Consider the following 15,636-nt stretch of genomic DNA (forward strand, 5'->3'; position numbering starts at 1 on the left):
TCAGGGCTATGAGCACGACAGCCAGCAAGAGGTAGGGAATGTCCAAGGGGATGACTCCGTCAGTGCGATGGCGCGCACTCTAGGAACCGGCCCATAACAAAGGGGTAGCGCGAATGCGCTACCCCATATAGATCGCGTAAAAATTTGGCGGCGGCCCGGATCGCGACCCGGCAACGGCGGCTCAGCCGCCGACGATCACCGGCTCGGGTTCCAGCGTTACCCCGAAAGTGTCGCGCACGCGTGCAATCACCTGCTGCGCCAGCGCCCACAGCTCGGGGCCGGTGGCGTGGCCGTGGTTGACCAGCACCAGCGCGTGGCGATGCGAGATGCCGGCATCGCCTTCGCGATAACCCTTGAGGCCGGCGGCCTCGATCAGCCAGGCGGCCGAAAGCTTCCAGCGACCGTCACGGCCCGGCCAGGCGACCAGTCCGGGATGCCCGCGCTGGAGCGCCTCGCCGGTGGCGGCCTCGACGATCGGGTTCTTGAAGAAGCTGCCGGCATTGCCGATCACCGCCGGGTCCGGCAGCTTGCGCGTGCGCAGGTGCACCACCGCCTCGGCCACGTGGAACGGCGCCGGTTTGGCCACGCCCATGCGCTCGAGTTCCTCGCGGATGCCGGCGTAGTCGAGCCGGAGATCGTGCATGCGCGGCAGCACGAAGCGCACCGCGGTGACGATGTAGCGGCCCGGTTCGCGCTTGAACAACGAGTCGCGATAGCCGAACGCGCAGGCGGCGTGATCGAGCGTCACCACCTGGTGCGAGTGGGTATCCCACGCCTCCACGCTCTCGATAAACTCGGCCACCTCGGTGCCGTAGGCGCCGATGTTCTGGATGGGGGCGGCGCCCACGGTGCCGGGAATCAGGATCAGGTTTTCCAGGCCGGCCAGGCCTTGGCCCAGCGTCCAGCGCACGAAGTCGTCCCAGCGCTCGCCCGCGGCCACGGCGACGCGCGCCGTGTCGCCCTCGGACTCCACCTGCACGCCCTGCGTGGCCATCGCCAGCACGGTGCCGGGATAATCGCCGGCGAACAGCACGTTGCTGCCTTCGCCCAGCACCAGCACCGGGCCGCTCTTCACGGCAGGAAAGGCGAGCAGCTCGGGCAGCTTGCTGGCGTCGCGGATCTCCGCCAGCAGGTGCGCCTTCGCCGCCACGCGCAGCGTGTTGCGATGGGCCAGCGGTGCGTTCTCGATCAGCGCGTAGCCGCCCATGTCGATGCGCTGGGCGGGCAGGGTGTGGTCAGCGGGCATCGTGCGCTCCGCGCTGGCGACGGATTTCCTCGACGCACTCGGCGATCAGTGCCGGGCCGCGATAGATCAGCCCGGAATAGATCTGCACCAGCGTGGCGCCGGCGTCGAGCTTGGTCACCGCATCGTCGCCTTCCAGGATGCCGCCCACGCCGACGATGCCGACCTTGCCCTTGAGCCGCTCGGCCATGCCGCGCTGCACGGCGGTGGCGAGCGCCATCAGCGGGCGACCGGACAGGCCGCCGGCTTCGCGCGACTGCGGATCGCTGGCCACGGCGCTGTGGTCGATGGTGGTGTTGGTGCAGATCACGCCGTCTACGCCGCTGGCAAGCAGAACCTCAGCGATGGCGTCGAGTTCGGGTTCGGTGAGGTCCGGTGCGATCTTCAGCAGCATCGGCTTGCGCACACCGTGCTGCGCGCCCAGCCGCTCCTGCGCCTCACGCAGGGTGCCGATGAACCGGCGCAGCGTCTCCTCCTCCTGCAGGTCGCGCAGGCCCTGGGTGTTGGGCGAAGAGATGTTCACGGTGACGTAGCTGGCGCGTGCGTAGACGCGCTCCAGGCAGAACAGGTAGTCGTCGACCGCCTTCTCGTTCGGCGTGTCCTTGTTCTTGCCGATGTTGATGCCGAGCACGCCGGCAAAGCTCGACTTTTCCGCGTTGCGCACCAGCGCATCGACGCCGGCGTTGTTGAAGCCGAGCCGGTTGATGATCGCCTCGTGCTCCTTCAGCCGGAACATGCGCGGTTTGTCGTTGCCCGGCTGCGGTCGCGGCGTGGTGGTGCCCACCTCGACGAAGCCGAAGCCCAGGGCGCCGAGCGCATCGAGGTGATCGGCGTTCTTGTCCAGCCCGGCGGCGAGGCCGACCGGATTGGGGAAGCGCAGTCCGAACGCGTCCACCGGCAACTCCGCCGGTGGCTTGGCGACAAAGCGCAGCAGCTCGCTGCGATGGGCCACGTCAAGCGCATACAGCGTGGCGCCGTGGGCCGTTTCCGGATCCAGCGCGAACAGCAGGGGGCGGAGATAGGAATACATGCGTCAGCTCAGGTGGCCCACGTAGGCGCGGGTGTCGTAGGTGAAGTCGATGCGGCCGTCCACCGCGGTGGCGTCGAACAGCGTACGCAGGGCAGCGAGCATCGGGGCGTGCTTCGGATGGCCGGGCGCAGGCGCGTAGGAGGAGGACATCAGGCGGCCTTTCAGCGCGTCGAAGTCCAGCTGCTGGCCGTGATCGAAGCTGGCCGTGCCGCGAAAGCCGTTGCCGAACCAGGCGCGCATGCGCGGCTCGTCGGCGTAGCGCTCGGCGACGCTGGTGTAGTCGGTGCCGTAGCACTGCAGGAGCGATTCATAGCCTTCGAGAAACGGCGTGCCACCGAGATGGCGCGTGTTCCAGACGATCGCCGCCAGCCCGCCCGGCCGCAGGATGCGCGCGAACTCGCGCCGTGTGGCTACCTCATCGAACCAATGGAAAGCCTGCGCTACCACGATCAGCGCGACGCTGGCATCAGGCAGGGTGGTGGCATCGGCGCGACCATCCACCGCGCGGAAATTCGGGTTCTCGCCTAGCCACTGCTCGGACGCGGCGCGCATCGGCGCATTGGGCTCCACGGCGGTGACGCGATGGCCCGCGTCGAGAAAGAGCTTCGCCGAGATACCGGTGCCGGCGCCGACGTCGGCGACGTCCCACGACGCGTCCACGCCATGCTCGCGACGCAACCAGTCGACCAGCGCCACGGGGTAGTCGGGGCGATAGCGCACGTAATCGGCGACGCGGTCGCTGAAGCGTTCGGTGCTGCGCAGATCGGACATGGGATTCAGCCGGTGAGCATCTGGCCGCCGTCCACGGCGAGGGTCTGGCCGGTGATCCATCCGGCCCAGGGCGAGGCGAGGAACAGCGCCACGTGGGCCACTTCCTCGGGCGTGCCAAAACGGCCGAACGGGATCTTTGCCAGCGTCGCCGTGTGCAGGGCGGGCTCCTCGGCCCGGCGACGTTCCCACAGGCCGTCGGGGAAGCTGATCGAGCCGGGCGCGATTGCGTTCACGCGGATGCGGTCCGGCGCCAGTGCCAGTGCCTGCGAGCTCGTGTAGTGGCTCAGCGCGGCCTTGATCGCGGCGTACGGTGCGCCGCTGGCCCGCGGGCGCAGCGCGGCGATCGAACTGGTGTGCAGGATGCTGGCGCGGCCGCTGCGCCTGAGGTGCGGCAGGGCGACCCGCGAGGCACGCACGGCGGCCATCAGGTCGACTCGGAAATTGGCGGTCCAGCCCTCGTCGTCCTCGGCGAATCCGTAGCCGGTGGCGTTGTTCACCAGCACGTCGATGCCGCCCAGGGCGCGGGCGGCGGCGGCGATGTAGTCGTCGATGGCGGCCCCATCGGCCAGGTCGCAGGACTGCGTATGGGTCACCACGCCCTGCGCCCGGATCGCCTGCGCGACCTCGGCCAGCGCCGATTCGCCGCGGGCACATACGGACACGCCCGCCCCGGCCTGCGCGAACGCCAGCGCCATGCTGCGGCCGATGCCGCGGCTGCCGCCGGCGACCACCACGCGGTAGCCGTCGAGGCGGAAGGGGATGTCCGGGGTGTCGGGATCGATCATGTCCAGGCGAGATGGATCAGGCCGAGAAGGACTGCCCAGAACGCCAGCATGCCGAGCACGCTCAGGATCAGCTGGGCGTATCCGAGAACCAACCCGGTGATCGCAAAGCCGTCGCCGTCGAGCGGCTCGGAGAGGGTCTGGCGGATTTCCCGGCGTGCCAGGTGGCCGCAGATCACGGCGACGATCGCGCCGAAGAAGGGAAATACGGTCCAGGCGGCGATGCCGAAGCACAGGCTGACCACGGCCAGGGTGCAGGTGGTGCGAGGGGCGGACGTCGTGCTCATCTCGGAAACCCCCGGGAAGCAGGCGGGAAGGGTGGCGGTGCCACCGCAAGGGTACGCGAGCCGGGGCCCGCGTACCCTTGCAGGCTTGCTTACAGGTCGAACTTGATGCCCTGGGCCAGCGGCAGCGAATCGGAGTAGTTGATGGTGTTGGTCTGGCGGCGCATGTAGACCTTCCACGCATCCGAGCCGGACTCGCGACCGCCGCCGGTTTCCTTCTCGCCGCCGAAGGCGCCGCCGATCTCGGCGCCGGAGGTGCCGATGTTGACGTTGGCGATGCCACAGTCGCTGCCCGCCGCCGACAGGAACTGCTCGGCCACCTTCAGGTTCTGCGTGAAGATCGCCGAGGACAGGCCCTGCGGCACGTCGTTCTGCATCTCGATCGCCTCATCGATGCTGTCGAACGGCATCACGTAGAGGATCGGCGCGAAGGTCTCCGACTGCACCACCTCGTCGGAGTTCTTCAGGCCCGTGACAATGGTCGGCAGCACGAAGTTGCCCTTGCGGTCGGTCAGCGCGGCGCCGCCGGTGGCGACGGTGCCGCCGGAGGCCTTGGCCTTCTCGACGGCAGCCAGGTAGGCCTTCACGCTCTCCGGGCTGTTCAGCGGACCCATCAGCGTGGTGGCCAGCGTGGGATCGCCGATCTTGCCCTCGACCTGCTTGTACGCCTTGACCAGGGTCTCGAGCACGGTGTCGTAGATCGAGGTGTGCACGAACAGGCGGCGGGTGGTGGTGCAGCGCTGGCCGGCAGTGCCGACCGCACCGAACACGATGCCCGGGATCGCCAGCTTCAGGTCGGCGCTCTCATCCAGGATGATCGCGTTGTTGCCGCCCAGCTCCAGCAGCGAGCGGCCCATGCGGTGCGCCACGCGCTCGCCGACCATGCGGCCGACCTTGGTCGAGCCGGTGAAGCTGATCAGCGGGATGCGCTTGTCGTCGACGAAGGCCTGCGAGAGGTCGGTGCCGGCGTCGTTGAACAGGAAGAACAGGTCCGGGAAGCCGGCATCGCGCAGCGCGTCGTTGCAGATCTTCATCGTGGCGACGGCCGACAGCGGCACCTTCGGCGAGGGCTTCCAGATGCAGATGTCGCCGGCGATGGCGGCCAGCATGGCGTTCCACGCCCACACCGCGACCGGGAAATTGAACGCGCTGATGATGCCGACCAGGCCCAGCGGCTGGTACTGCTCGTACATGCGGTGGCCGGGGCGCTCCGAGTGCATGGTGTAGCCGTAGAGCATGCGGCTCTGGCCTACCGCGAAATCGGCGATGTCGATCATCTCCTGCACCTCGCCGTCGCCCTCGGGCTTGATCTTGCCCATCTCCAGAGCGACCAGCGAACCGAGGGCGTCCTTGTGCTTGCGCAGCGCCTCGCCGCACAGGCGCACGGCTTCGCCGCGACGCGGTGCCGGGGTGGTGCGCCATACCTTGAAGGCGGCCTGTGCGCGCTGGACGATGGTCTCGTAGTCGGCTTGGCTGGAGGCATGCACCGCCGCGATCACCTCGCCGGTGGCCGGATTGACCGGGCGCAGCGTGCCCGCGTCAGTGGTCCGGGACCATTCGCCCTGGCCGAGATACGTGCCAGACTGCTCGGCGGACAGGCCAAGCGCCTTGAGGATTTCGTGGGACATGCATGCTCCTTGGAACGGGTCTTCGCGACGAGATGTGGTGCCGCGGTGAAAACCGCAAGTCTAGCAGGCCGGTCCCCACAGGCCGACCCCGGGGCGTCGCCGCGGAGCGTTCATCCATGCCAAAATCCCGCTGCTGCCCTCGTAGCTCAGCTGGATAGAGCGGCCCCCTCCTAAGGGGCAGGTCGGACGTTCGAATCGTCTCGAGGGCACCATTTTCCAGTCAATAAGGCCGGCATTGCCGGCCTTTTTGCTTGCGGCCGCTGCGGGCGAGCCACAACGCTGCCTTGGGCGCATTGTCATGCGCCGGGAAGATCGCGCGTCCGGGGTGAGCGCTCGGCTCAGGCGGGCGTGGCGGCCGCCGTGCCGACTGGCAACACCAGCGTGGCGACGAAACCGCCGCCGGGTCGGTTCTCAAGCTGGAGGCGGCCGCCGGAGACCTCGGCCGCGCGCTTGACGATGCTCAGGCCCAGGCCGGTGCCGGCGGCGCCGCCGCGCGCCGGGTCGCCGCGCAGGAACGGGCGTCCGAGCTGGGTCAGCAGGGCGTCGGGCACGCCCGGGCCATGATCCTGCACGCTCACGTGCGCGCCGTCGTCGTGGCGCTGCACCGTCACCCGGAACGGGGCGGCGCCGTAGCGCTCGGCGTTGTCCATCAGGTTGCCCAGCGCGCGGCGCAGCAGGCTGGGCCGGCCGCGCAGCCGCACGCTGTCGGGGCCCTCGTAGCGCCAGTCGTCCGGCTGGGCGCGCAGGGCCATCAGCTGCACGAGCAGGGTGGCGAGGTCGATCTCGCGCAGGGCTTCGTCGCTGCCGTCGCGCACGTAGGCCAGGCACTGGGCGAGCGCGCTGTCGAGTTCTTCCAGGTCGGTGACCATGGCGTCGCGGCGGTTCGGATCGCCAGCGTCGCCCAGCTCCAGCGCCAGCCGCAGTCGCGCCAGCGGCGTGCGCAGGTCATGCGAGATGCCGGCCAGCATCAGCTCGCGTTCGCGCGCGCTCTGGCGCAGCGTGTCGCCGGCCGCACCCAACGCATCGGCGAGGTCGCGCACTTCGCGCGGACTGCCGCGCAAATGCTGCTGGATCGGCTGCCCGCCGAGCAGGGCGGGGGCATGCGCGGCGAGCCGTTCCAGCGGGCGGGTCAGCAGTCGCGCGGCCAGGGTGGCCACCGCAAAGGCCACCAGCCCGGCGAACAGCATCAGCGCCAGCATCGAGCGGATGAACTGGCGGCGGTAACTCACTGCCTGCATCACGATCCAGCGATCTGGTCGAGCGGCGCTGCGAACCCAGATTTGTGCTTCGGCCTGCTGGACCACGCGCACTCGCGAGGGATCGCCGAGCATGTCGCCCACAGCGCGACCGACCTGCGCTGCCATCGGCGCGACACGTTGCTGCTCAACCAGTGGCGCGTCCGAGGTGAGGCGAACGCCGTTGCGTTCGAGGGTTGCCAGCGCAGCGCGGGCTTCGGCATCGTCGCGTGCCGACAGCGCATCGACGGCGGTAACCGTGGCCACTACCAGCCGACCGTAGGAGTCACCCGCCGCGCGCAGGCCGGCGCGCGTGGAGAGCGTGCCGGCCAGCGTCAGCGCGGTCACCAGCGCCGCCAGCAGCAGTGCCAGCACCAGGGCGAAGGTGGTGGGCGCGCGCTTCATGCTGGCTCTCCATGCGGCACGAACACGTATCCCACACCCCATACCGTCTGCAGCCAGCGCGGCTGGCGCGGGTCGTCCTCGATGCAGCGACGCAGGCGCGACACCATCACGTCGATGCTGCGGTCGAATGCATCGTGCTCGCGGCCGCGCGCCAGCGCGATCAGCCGCTCGCGGCTCAGAGTCTCGAATGGATGCGCCACCAGCGCCGCCAGCACGGCGAACTCGCCGCTGGTGAGCTTGACCGGCGCACCCTCGTCGAGCAGCTGGCGAGTGGCGGGATCGAAGCTGAAGCGGCCGAAGCGCACGGCGGCGAGATCGGTCTGCGGTGCTCCGGCCACCGCGCGCGGCTGCCGCCGCAGCACGGCGCGGATGCGCGCCACCAGCTCGCGCGGATTGCAGGGCTTGCCGAGATAATCGTCCGCGCCGATCTCCAGCCCCACGATGCGGTCGACGTCGTCACCCTTGGCAGTAAGCATGATGATCGGCGTCTGCACGCCTTCGGCGCGCAGGCTGCGGCACAGCTGCAGGCCGTCGGCGTCGGGCAGCATCAGGTCCAGCACGATCAGGTCGACGTGATGGCCGGCCAGCTCGCGGCGCAGGCCGGCCGCGTTGCCGGCGCCGCGCACGCGGAAGCCCTGCTGATCGAGATAGCGCTCCAGCAGGTCGCGCAGGCGCAGGTCGTCGTCGACGACGAGGATGTGGGGCGAGTCCATGGCGTGACTATCCCGTGCGTGCGGGGGCGCCCACAAGCGCCGTTGCGATGCCTTTGCAAGCAAATGTTTCTGACGGCCGGGCGGGCAACATCCGCTCACAAGCCGGCGCAATCGGACATACCTGGCAACCCGCGGCGGCGCGACAGTCGGTCTGCCGACGCCACCGCGTGCGGCATCCCTTTCACCCCACGCAGGAGTGCACCATGAGCATGTCTCCGAACTTCCGCATCGTCTCACTCGCGCTGGCCTGTGCCACCACGCTCGCGTTGGCGACGCCCACCATGGCGCAGCGTGCCGGTCGCGCCCGTGTCAACGGCACATTCGCCAACGGCCAGGGGGGATGGACCCACGTGCGCGGGACGACGGCTGCCGGCCCCCGCGGCTCGGTGCGGCGCGGCGGCTACACCGCCACCGGAGCCGACGGCAGTGTGGAACACCGGGCCGGCCGCTCGGTGCAGGGCGCCAACGGCGGCAGCTACCAGGGCGCCAACGGCTACACCCGCAACGCCGACGGTTCCGCCAGTCGCGGGCACAACGGCGCGGGCACCACGGCGGCCGGTGGCACGGTGAATACCCGCGGAGCCTACACGCGCGGCGCCGACGGCAGCGTCAGCGGCAACGCGCAGACCAGCGCCAGTGGCCCGCGCGGCAGCTACAGCGCCAGCACCAGTACGGCCGGCGGCGTCACCGAACACACCACCTCGGCCACCAATGCGGCCGGGGCCAGCTACAGCGGTCAGACCATCTACACCAAGGGTGAAGGCGTCACGCACAGCGGCAGTTGCACCGATGCCGCCGGCAACGTCATCGCCTGCGGTCGCTGAGCAGCGCGCGCCGAGGTCACCGATCCTGAGGAGCAAGACATGCGTTCCAGTTTTCCTTTTATCTTCCTTTGTGGCCTGCTGGCCGGTTGCGTCGTCCTGGTGCCGGCCGCGCGCGCGCAGGGCGGCAGGGCGGACCCCGCCGAGCGCTTTGCCCAGGCCGACGCCAATCACGATGGCCGGATCACCCGGGCGGAATTCGACACCAGCCGCGCCGATCGCTTCGCCAGGGCCGACCGCAACGGCGATGGCGTGATTTCCGATGAGGACCTGCCGCGCTTCGTGAGGTCCAGCAGCGCCATGCTGGCGAAAGTGCACGCCATGCAGCGCAGCGCCGATCTGGATGGCGACGGCCGCATCACCCGTGCCGAGTTCGACCAGACCGGGGAGCGCCTGTTCGCCCTTGCGGACACCGACCACAGCGGTACCGTGGAACAGGCCGAGATGCAGCAGCTCGCCGCTCGTCTGCATGCGGTGGCCGGCCAGCGCGGAGCGCGCTGATGGAACGGCTCGCACGATCGCCCGGGTTGTTTGCGCTGATGCTGCTGGCGGTGCTGGGTGAATGGCTCTGGCGCCGCCGCTTCGCGCGGCTGGGCTACGACGGCCGCGGTGCACTGGCCTCGCTGGCGGTGGGGCTCGGCCACGCGGTGGTCGGGGTGCTGTCGGCCAGTGTGCTCGGCGGCCTGTTCGTGGCGCTGGCGTGGGTGGCTCCCGTGCACTGGTCGATGCGGGACGGGCGCGTGTGGCTGGTGGCCTTCCTCGCGGTGGAGCTGGCGTATTACCTCGTCCATCGCGCCAGCCACACCATGCGCTGGATGTGGGCGACCCACGCGGTGCACCACACGCCGGAGCAAATGACCCTGCTCAGTGCGATCCGGCTCGGCTGGACCCACCTGCTGTCGCTGGGCTGGCTTGGCTACCTGCCGCTGGTGCTAGTCGGCTTCGACCCGCGCATGGTATTCGCGCTGCTGGCATTCAACCTGCACTACCAGTTTTTCCTGCACACGGAAGCTGTGGGCAGGCTGGGTCCGCTGGAGTGGGTGTTCAACACGCCGGCACATCACCGCGTGCATCACGGTTCGAACGCGGCGTACCTGGACTGCAACTACGGCGGCGTGCTGATCGTGTTCGACCGTCTGTTCGGTACGCTGCGCACCGAACGCGCGGACGATCCGGTGCGTTACGGCCTGGCCCGCCCGCTGGGCACGTTCAATCCGCTGCGTCTGGTGTTCCGGCCGTGGCGGCAGCTGATCATGGACATGCGCGCCACCGGCAGCGTCGGCGGTGCCTTGAAGATCGCCTTGGGGAGACCGTGATGAATCGCAACATGAAGACGTGGTGGCTTGGCGCGTGCCTGTTGCTGATGGCCGGCGGCGCGCTTGCCCAATCGCGCGGCGGGTGGGCGGAACGCTGGCGTGAGCGCCAGGCGGAATCCGGCGTCGAGGCGCCGCTTCCCGCCGGCACGCGCGTGGTGCGCGACGTGGCCTACGGCAGCGATCCGCGGCAACGCCTCGACGTGTACGCGCCGGCCCGGGCCCACGACGCGCCGGTCATCCTGATGGTGCACGGCGGCGGCTGGCGCCGTGGCGACAAGGCTATGCCCGGCGTGGTGGCAAACAAGGTGGCTTACTGGGTGCCGCGCGGGGTGGTGGTGATCTCGGTGGACTACCGCATGCTGCCCGACACGCCGCCGCTGGAGCAGGCCCGCGACGTGGCGCGCGCGCTGGCGCTGGCGCAGCGGCGCGCCGCCACGTGGGGCGCCGACCCGGACCGCTTCCTACTGATGGGGCACTCCGCCGGTGCGCACCTGGTCGCGCTGCTGGCGGCACGGCCCGAGCTGGCGCGGGAGCAGGGCGCGCGCCCGTGGCGCGGCACCGTCTCGCTGGACAGCGCCTGCCTGGACGTGGTGCAGACCATGCGCGGCCCGCACCTTCCGCTGTACGACCAGGCATTCGGCGCCAACCCGGCGGACTGGCTTGCCGCGTCGCCGTATCAGCACCTCGTGGCCGCGCCGGCACCGGTGCTGGCGGTGTGCTCAAGCCGCCGCCGCGACTCCTGCCCGCAGGCGCATGCCTTCGTCGACAAGGTGCAGTCGCTGGGCGGCCGCGCCCGCGTGCTGGAGGAGGATCTGTCGCACGGCGAGATCAACAAGAACCTCGGCCTGGATTCGGATTACACCCGGCAGGTCGATGCCTTCGTCCAGTCGGCGTGGCGCTGATCTCGCGCAGCGTTCCCTCTCCGCCCAGGCAAATGCGCCCGATTGTGCAATCCGGGATGCCGCCGGTCGCCTAGCCTCCCACCGGTTCCCATCAGTGCGGGCAGCGACGCTGCTCGCTGGCCATCGTCAGCGCAGGTCCTTGCCCCCGGCGGGACATGCACGCGCTTTGCATCATCCGAGGAGAATGTGATGAAAGACATCGAGTCCGCCAAGGCCATGCGTGCAGCCGACATGCGTACGCCTTCGAGCCTGGGTGAGGCGGCGCGGCACGACATCTCGGCAGGGCTCAACGCGTTGCTGGCCGACGTGTTCGCGGTCTACCTGAAGACCAAGAATTTCCACTGGCACATGTCCGGCCCGTACTTCCGCGACCGTCACCTGCTGCTGGATGAGCAGGGCGAACAGATTTTCGCCACCACCGACGACATCGCCGAGCGCGTGCGCAAGCTGGGCGGCACCACGCTGCGTTCGGTCGGCCATGTGGCCCGGCTGCAGCGCATCCCGGACAACGACGCGGAATTCGTCACGCCGGAGGACATGCTGGCGGAACTGCGCGAGGACAACATGCGCCTGGCTGACTACATGCGCTCCACCCATGCACTGTGCGATGAGTACCACGACGTGGCCACCGCCAGCCTGCTGGAAAACTGGATCGACGAGGCGGAGCGGCGCGTGTGGTTCCTGTTCGAATCCGGGCGCAATGGCTGAACGCCCGCATGCAGATACAGGACAACCCTGCGCGAACGCGTTTCGAGGCGATCGAGGGCGACAACGTGGCCTTTGCCGCCTATGCCCTGGCCGGCGACACCATCACCTTCACCCACACCATCGTGCCCGAGGCGATGCGGGGGAAAGGCGTCGCCACGGCACTGATCCGCGCCGCCTTGGCCTCCGCGCGGCAGCGCGGCCTGCGGGTCACGCCGCGCTGCCCGTTCTTTCTCGCCTACATGAAGCAGCACCGTGATGACGATGACCTGCTCTCGCCGGAAGGGTGCGCGCTGGTCGCTTCCTGACGACGGCCCGCTCCCCGAGTCACATCGATCATCGCTGTCGTCTGGCCGTTGAGGGGCGTCGAGCCACCGCGTGCCAATCCGCGGCCGATTGGGCCCACAACTTTCTATTCTTGGAGTATTCCCATGTCCCAGCCGTCAGAGAGCACAACGGGGCTCGACGCTGCATTCCTTGCCCGTCAGAAGGCGCGCCTGGAGGCATTGCGCGACCGGCTCGTCGCCGAGGCGGACGCTGCCGGCAGCGACGAACGGCGATTGCAGGACGAATCCATCGACGAGGTGCGGGACAGCGCGGACAGCGCCGAGACGATGGCGATGCAGGAGAACGACGAGGCGACCTATCGTCGCAATATCGAACGTCTGAAGGCGATCAGGCGGGCGCTGGAGAAGATCGCCCAGGGGACCTATGGCCTGTCGGACATCAGCGGCGAGCCGATTGCGCGCGCGCGGCTGGAAGCGCTGCCCGAGGCACTGGACAGCCCGAGTGAGCGCGACGTTACCTGAGCCCTAGCCATTCAGCGCACGTGCGCGCTGGCCGAGCGACGGCATCCCGCCTTCGCATCGGATGCCAAGTGATCATGGTGCCGCCGGCGCCGGCAGGTGCTGCAGTCGATGGGCGCGGAGCTGGCTACCCAGCGCGATCAGCGCGGCGACTCCACCGAACACGCTCACGGCGGTCCAGCCGCCATGTCGCCACGCGGTGGCCGCACCGATCGAGCCGAGTGATCCGCCCAGGAACATGGTGGTCATGAACACTGCGTTGAGACGGCTTTTGTGTTCCGGGTGCAGGCCGTAGATCAGATGCTGGTGCGAGACCAGCGCGATCTGCACGCCGAAGTCGAGCAGTACCACGCCCACCACCATGCCGGCCAACGTGGTCCACAGGCCGAACACGAGCCACGCCAGCAAGGTGGTCATGGCGCCCAGGCCGATCACCAGGTAGGGCCCGCGCTTGTCGGCGGCGCGTCCTGCCAGGGGCGCCATCACCACACCGACCGCGCCGATGATGCCGAACAGCCCGGCCACGTCGGCACCAAGATGGAACGCGGGCTGTTGCAGGCGCAGCGCCAGGATGGTCCAGAACGCGGTGAAGGCCGCGAACAGCATCGCCTGGGTGAAGCCGGCGCGGCGCAGTACGGGCTCATGCCGCCACAGGCGGCCGATCGAGAGCAGCAGCTCACCGTAACGCACTCTGTGCGCCGGGCGGTGCTGCGGCAGGCACACCGCCATCAACCCGGCGCTGAGCAGGGCGATCGGTGCGGCGACCCAGAACATGGCGCGCCAGCTGAACCAGGTAGCGACGAAACCCGCCAGCGTGCGGCTGAAAAGAATGCCGGTGAGCAGACCGCTCATTACCAGGCCGAACGCCTGACCACGCCTTTCCGGCGCCGCGAGGATCGCCACGAACGGGACAATCTGCTGCGCGACGGTAGAGGCGCCGCCGATCAGGATCGAGGCAGCCAGGATGCCGGCCATGCCGGGCGACAGCGCCGCCAGCACCGAGGCCGCGGCCACCGCCAGGAACTGCGCGACGATGGTCCGGCGGCGTTCCAGCAAGTCGCCCAGCGGCAGCAACAGCAGCAGGCCGAGCGCGTAGCCGACCTGGGTCAGCGTCGGCACCAGCTCCACCGCGGGGCTGTGCGGGAAGCTCTTTTCCATCATCCCGAGCATCGGCTGGTTGTAATAGATATTGGCCACGGCCGTCCCGCAGGCCAATGCCATGGCGAACAGCGTGCTGCGCCCCAGAGTCGGGCGGGCAGTGGAAGTCGATGCGTTCATGGTGCGATATGCCTGTGGGAAGTGGCGCCGGTCGCCACGAGGAGAGTGCGTCGCAGGGGATTGCGTGCAGTTGCCAGGAGCGGCCTCACGCAAGCCCATCATTCCCCCCGCGCATGGGCGATGTCTGGAAAAGGCGTGCGCAATGGAGACAGCCTGCGACCAAGGTGCCGAGGCCTCTCTCGAGCGGTGGTCTCCCAATGGAAGAAGGCGGAAATCCGCGCCCGAAACTCTGATGCGACGTGGCGCCCGCAGGCTGCAGAAGCATCCGGGCCGAAGCGGATGCGGCCCGCCAAAGAAAAACCCCCGACAGCAGAGGCTTCGGGGGTTTCGGTGGATTTCGGCATGTCCCCAGGAAGGGGATGGCGCCGAACCGGAAATTTGGTGGAGCCAGGGAGGATCGAACTCCCGACCTCGTCATTGCGAACGACGCGCTCTCCCAGCTGAGCTATGGCCCCACATGAGCTGCGCATGGTAGCAGCGCATCCGGAGCTCGCCAAGACCCCGCCATGCCGGTTTTGGCTGTTCGCTCAGCCGGGCAACAGGCCTGGCAGACGGTCGTGCAGCACGCCGTGGCGCCAGCCGTCGAGGAACTCGGGCCACTCTGCGGTGACCACGTATTCCTCCAGCACCTTGCGCGGGCAGAGCAGACCGCTGGGCAGGTCCAGCTCGGTGGCGAGGGCGTCCACAGCGTCTTTCATCGCGGCCAGCGCCTTCTTCGCCTCGCCCTGCGGATGGCTCGGAATGGTCGCGGTGGCGGCGATCTCGACCTCGTCCATCGGCAGGCGCAGCAGCTCGAACAGCTCGGCGCGCTGCGGCGAGCGCAGCGCACGCTGGCCGCGGCTGCGCTGGTCCAGTTCCGCCAGCGTGCCGGGCGGGTGCTGCGCCAGGCTCATCATCAGGGCGTCCTCCAGCAGCCAGGGGCGTGGGCGATCGAGCGAGCGGGCGGTGCGGTCGCGCCACAGCAGCAGGCGGCGTAGCAACGCCTGCTGCGGACGAGTCCACTCGGCGGCGCCGCGCATCGCTCGCTGCGGCTGCGTCTCGCCTTCGCGGGCACCGGCGCGGTGCTTGAGCCGTTCGCAGTCCTCGGCGTGCCAGGCGCTGCGGTCGCGCTGGTGCAGGCGTTCGCTCAATTGGGCGTGGATGGAACTCATGTAGACCACGTCCAGCGTGGCGTACAGGCGCTGGGAGTCGGTGAGCGGGCGCTGCAGCCAGTCCGAGCGGGTCTCGCCCTTGTCCAGGTCCACGCCACACAGTTCGGCGACCAGTGCGCGATAACTCACGCCCAGGCCCATGCCGACGAAGGCCGCGGCGATCTGCGTGTCGAACAGGGTACGCGGGCCGCCGGGGAGCAGCGGCGCGAGGGTTTCCAGATCTTCGCCGGCGCTGTGCATCACGGTTACTGCCTCGCCTGCATGCAGCGAGGGATGCAGCGCGTCGCCGAGGTCGAACGCCAGCGGATCGACCAGCGCGTAGCGGCCCTGCCAGCCGAGCTGCAGCAGGGCGAGCTGCGGGTAGAAGGTATTGCGGCGCATGAACTCGGTGTCCATCCCAACGATCGCGCCGGCCGGAAGTTCAGCCAGCCAGCGGTCGAGCGCGTCGCGGTGGTCGATCCATTCGGCGTCGTTGGGCAGGGCGGGCAGGGACATGCAGCGGTTCCTTCAAGAGCGGGGCGTTGCCGCAGAGGCGGCGTGCGGGCCAGTCGACTCGATGGGAGGTC

At 69.2% G+C, this 15,636-nt stretch carries 17 protein-coding genes and 2 tRNA genes; 8 read left to right on the forward strand and 11 right to left on the reverse strand.

The genetic code is table 11. The features are described from left to right. Positions 1 to 181: 181 nt before the first annotated feature. The 6 genes from murB to amaB all read right to left on the reverse strand — a co-directional run bounded on the left by murB (position 182) and on the right by amaB (position 5,738). A complete protein-coding gene (gene murB, locus ISP17_RS11755) occupies positions 182 to 1,207 on the reverse strand; it encodes a UDP-N-acetylmuramate dehydrogenase (RefSeq protein ID WP_404634296.1) in 1,026 nt (341 codons plus the stop codon). A gap of 28 nt (positions 1,208 to 1,235) precedes the next feature. Beyond that, positions 1,236 to 2,273 carry a quinone-dependent dihydroorotate dehydrogenase gene (locus tag ISP17_RS11760; protein ID WP_404633347.1) on the reverse strand — a complete coding sequence of 346 codons (1,038 nt, stop codon included), beginning with the start codon at positions 2,271 to 2,273 and terminating at the stop codon, positions 1,236 to 1,238. 3 nt (positions 2,274 to 2,276) lie between these two features. Continuing rightward, positions 2,277 to 3,044 carry a class I SAM-dependent methyltransferase gene (locus ISP17_RS11765; RefSeq protein ID WP_404633349.1) on the reverse strand — a complete coding sequence of 256 codons (768 nt, stop codon included), beginning with the start codon at positions 3,042 to 3,044 and terminating at the stop codon, positions 2,277 to 2,279. Between the two features lie 5 nt (positions 3,045 to 3,049). Further along, positions 3,050 to 3,829: an SDR family NAD(P)-dependent oxidoreductase gene (locus tag ISP17_RS11770; RefSeq protein ID WP_404633351.1), complete on the reverse strand. Its 780-nt coding sequence runs from the start codon at positions 3,827 to 3,829 to the stop codon at positions 3,050 to 3,052. Next, the gene (locus ISP17_RS11775; RefSeq protein WP_404633353.1) at positions 3,826 to 4,113 is read right to left on the reverse strand and encodes a DUF4190 domain-containing protein; all 288 of its coding nucleotides are present in this window, start codon (positions 4,111 to 4,113) and stop codon (positions 3,826 to 3,828) included. The genes ISP17_RS11770 and ISP17_RS11775 overlap by 4 nt, the downstream gene beginning before the upstream one ends. A gap of 89 nt (positions 4,114 to 4,202) precedes the next feature. Further along, on the reverse strand, positions 4,203 to 5,738 hold the full coding sequence (gene amaB / locus ISP17_RS11780) for an L-piperidine-6-carboxylate dehydrogenase (RefSeq protein ID WP_404633355.1): 1,536 nt from the start codon (positions 5,736 to 5,738) through the stop codon (positions 4,203 to 4,205). A gap of 135 nt (positions 5,739 to 5,873) precedes the next feature. Between amaB and ISP17_RS11785 the strand changes: the two genes are divergently transcribed. Then, a tRNA-Arg gene (locus tag ISP17_RS11785) sits at positions 5,874 to 5,950 on the forward strand. 126 nt (positions 5,951 to 6,076) lie between these two features. Here the strand turns inward: ISP17_RS11785 and ISP17_RS11790 are convergent. Continuing rightward, positions 6,077 to 7,378: an ATP-binding protein gene (locus ISP17_RS11790; protein WP_404633357.1), complete on the reverse strand. Its 1,302-nt coding sequence runs from the start codon at positions 7,376 to 7,378 to the stop codon at positions 6,077 to 6,079. Further along, entirely contained in the window at positions 7,375 to 8,091 is a 717-nt protein-coding gene (gene ompR / locus ISP17_RS11795) for an osmolarity response regulator transcription factor OmpR (RefSeq protein ID WP_404633359.1), read from the reverse strand. Before ompR ends, ISP17_RS11790 begins: the two co-directional genes overlap by 4 nt. Positions 8,092 to 8,294: 203 nt before the next feature. Here ompR and ISP17_RS11800 point away from each other — a divergent pair, with 203 nt between their 5' ends. The 7 genes from ISP17_RS11800 to ISP17_RS11830 all read left to right on the forward strand — a co-directional run bounded on the left by ISP17_RS11800 (position 8,295) and on the right by ISP17_RS11830 (position 12,644). After that, positions 8,295 to 8,915: a hypothetical protein gene (locus ISP17_RS11800; protein ID WP_404633361.1), complete on the forward strand. Its 621-nt coding sequence runs from the start codon at positions 8,295 to 8,297 to the stop codon at positions 8,913 to 8,915. A gap of 39 nt (positions 8,916 to 8,954) precedes the next feature. Next, the gene (locus ISP17_RS11805) at positions 8,955 to 9,413 is read left to right on the forward strand and encodes an EF-hand domain-containing protein (protein ID WP_404633363.1); all 459 of its coding nucleotides are present in this window, start codon (positions 8,955 to 8,957) and stop codon (positions 9,411 to 9,413) included. Continuing rightward, positions 9,413 to 10,228: a sterol desaturase family protein gene (locus tag ISP17_RS11810; protein ID WP_404633365.1), complete on the forward strand. Its 816-nt coding sequence runs from the start codon at positions 9,413 to 9,415 to the stop codon at positions 10,226 to 10,228. The genes ISP17_RS11805 and ISP17_RS11810 overlap by 1 nt, the downstream gene beginning before the upstream one ends. Next, a complete protein-coding gene (locus tag ISP17_RS11815; RefSeq protein WP_404633367.1) occupies positions 10,228 to 11,130 on the forward strand; it encodes an alpha/beta hydrolase in 903 nt (300 codons plus the stop codon). The genes ISP17_RS11810 and ISP17_RS11815 overlap by 1 nt, the downstream gene beginning before the upstream one ends. 189 nt (positions 11,131 to 11,319) lie before the next feature. Next, positions 11,320 to 11,838, forward strand: coding sequence for a Dps family protein (locus ISP17_RS11820; protein WP_404633369.1), 519 nt, complete (start codon positions 11,320 to 11,322; stop codon positions 11,836 to 11,838). Between the two features lie 8 nt (positions 11,839 to 11,846). Next, the gene (locus ISP17_RS11825) at positions 11,847 to 12,143 is read left to right on the forward strand and encodes a GNAT family N-acetyltransferase (RefSeq protein ID WP_404633371.1); all 297 of its coding nucleotides are present in this window, start codon (positions 11,847 to 11,849) and stop codon (positions 12,141 to 12,143) included. 123 nt (positions 12,144 to 12,266) lie between these two features. Further along, complete coding sequence (locus ISP17_RS11830; RefSeq protein ID WP_404633373.1) at positions 12,267 to 12,644, forward strand: TraR/DksA family transcriptional regulator; 378 nt, start codon at positions 12,267 to 12,269, stop codon at positions 12,642 to 12,644. A gap of 72 nt (positions 12,645 to 12,716) precedes the next feature. On the opposite strand, the gene ISP17_RS11835 is transcribed toward ISP17_RS11830, so the two are convergent. From ISP17_RS11835 to ISP17_RS11845, 3 genes are all read right to left on the reverse strand, one after another. Further along, positions 12,717 to 13,919 (reverse strand): MFS transporter, encoded by a 1,203-nt coding sequence (locus tag ISP17_RS11835; RefSeq protein WP_404633375.1) that lies wholly within the window; start codon positions 13,917 to 13,919, stop codon positions 12,717 to 12,719. Positions 13,920 to 14,298: 379 nt separating this feature from the next. Then, positions 14,299 to 14,374 (reverse strand) — tRNA-Ala (locus ISP17_RS11840). A 72-nt stretch (positions 14,375 to 14,446) separates the two neighbouring features. Further along, positions 14,447 to 15,565 carry a ribonuclease D gene (locus ISP17_RS11845; RefSeq protein WP_404633377.1) on the reverse strand — a complete coding sequence of 373 codons (1,119 nt, stop codon included), beginning with the start codon at positions 15,563 to 15,565 and terminating at the stop codon, positions 14,447 to 14,449. Between the last annotated feature and the right edge of the window lie 71 nt (positions 15,566 to 15,636).

Source organism: Dyella ginsengisoli (assembly GCF_044904665.1).
Classification (GTDB): domain Bacteria; phylum Pseudomonadota; class Gammaproteobacteria; order Xanthomonadales; family Rhodanobacteraceae; genus Dyella_A; species Dyella_A ginsengisoli.

Excerpts from the sequence above, each read along its gene's own strand:
- murB (WP_404634296.1), bottom strand. The coding sequence starts at position 1,207 with ATGGGCGGCTACGCGCTGATCGAGAACGCACCGCTGGCCCATCGCAAC.
- ISP17_RS11760 (WP_404633347.1), bottom strand. The coding sequence starts at position 2,273 with ATGTATTCCTATCTCCGCCCCCTGCTGTTCGCGCTGGATCCGGAAACG.
- ISP17_RS11765 (WP_404633349.1), bottom strand. The coding sequence starts at position 3,044 with ATGTCCGATCTGCGCAGCACCGAACGCTTCAGCGACCGCGTCGCCGAT.
- ISP17_RS11770 (WP_404633351.1), bottom strand. The coding sequence starts at position 3,829 with ATGATCGATCCCGACACCCCGGACATCCCCTTCCGCCTCGACGGCTAC.
- ISP17_RS11775 (WP_404633353.1), bottom strand. The coding sequence starts at position 4,113 with ATGAGCACGACGTCCGCCCCTCGCACCACCTGCACCCTGGCCGTGGTC.
- amaB (WP_404633355.1), bottom strand. The coding sequence starts at position 5,738 with ATGTCCCACGAAATCCTCAAGGCGCTTGGCCTGTCCGCCGAGCAGTCT.
- ISP17_RS11790 (WP_404633357.1), bottom strand. The coding sequence starts at position 7,378 with ATGAAGCGCGCGCCCACCACCTTCGCCCTGGTGCTGGCACTGCTGCTG.
- ompR (WP_404633359.1), bottom strand. The coding sequence starts at position 8,091 with ATGGACTCGCCCCACATCCTCGTCGTCGACGACGACCTGCGCCTGCGC.
- ISP17_RS11800 (WP_404633361.1), top strand. The coding sequence starts at position 8,295 with ATGAGCATGTCTCCGAACTTCCGCATCGTCTCACTCGCGCTGGCCTGT.
- ISP17_RS11805 (WP_404633363.1), top strand. The coding sequence starts at position 8,955 with ATGCGTTCCAGTTTTCCTTTTATCTTCCTTTGTGGCCTGCTGGCCGGT.
- ISP17_RS11810 (WP_404633365.1), top strand. The coding sequence starts at position 9,413 with ATGGAACGGCTCGCACGATCGCCCGGGTTGTTTGCGCTGATGCTGCTG.
- ISP17_RS11815 (WP_404633367.1), top strand. The coding sequence starts at position 10,228 with ATGAATCGCAACATGAAGACGTGGTGGCTTGGCGCGTGCCTGTTGCTG.
- ISP17_RS11820 (WP_404633369.1), top strand. The coding sequence starts at position 11,320 with ATGAAAGACATCGAGTCCGCCAAGGCCATGCGTGCAGCCGACATGCGT.
- ISP17_RS11825 (WP_404633371.1), top strand. The coding sequence starts at position 11,847 with ATGCAGATACAGGACAACCCTGCGCGAACGCGTTTCGAGGCGATCGAG.
- ISP17_RS11830 (WP_404633373.1), top strand. The coding sequence starts at position 12,267 with ATGTCCCAGCCGTCAGAGAGCACAACGGGGCTCGACGCTGCATTCCTT.
- ISP17_RS11835 (WP_404633375.1), bottom strand. The coding sequence starts at position 13,919 with ATGAACGCATCGACTTCCACTGCCCGCCCGACTCTGGGGCGCAGCACG.
- ISP17_RS11845 (WP_404633377.1), bottom strand. The coding sequence starts at position 15,565 with ATGTCCCTGCCCGCCCTGCCCAACGACGCCGAATGGATCGACCACCGC.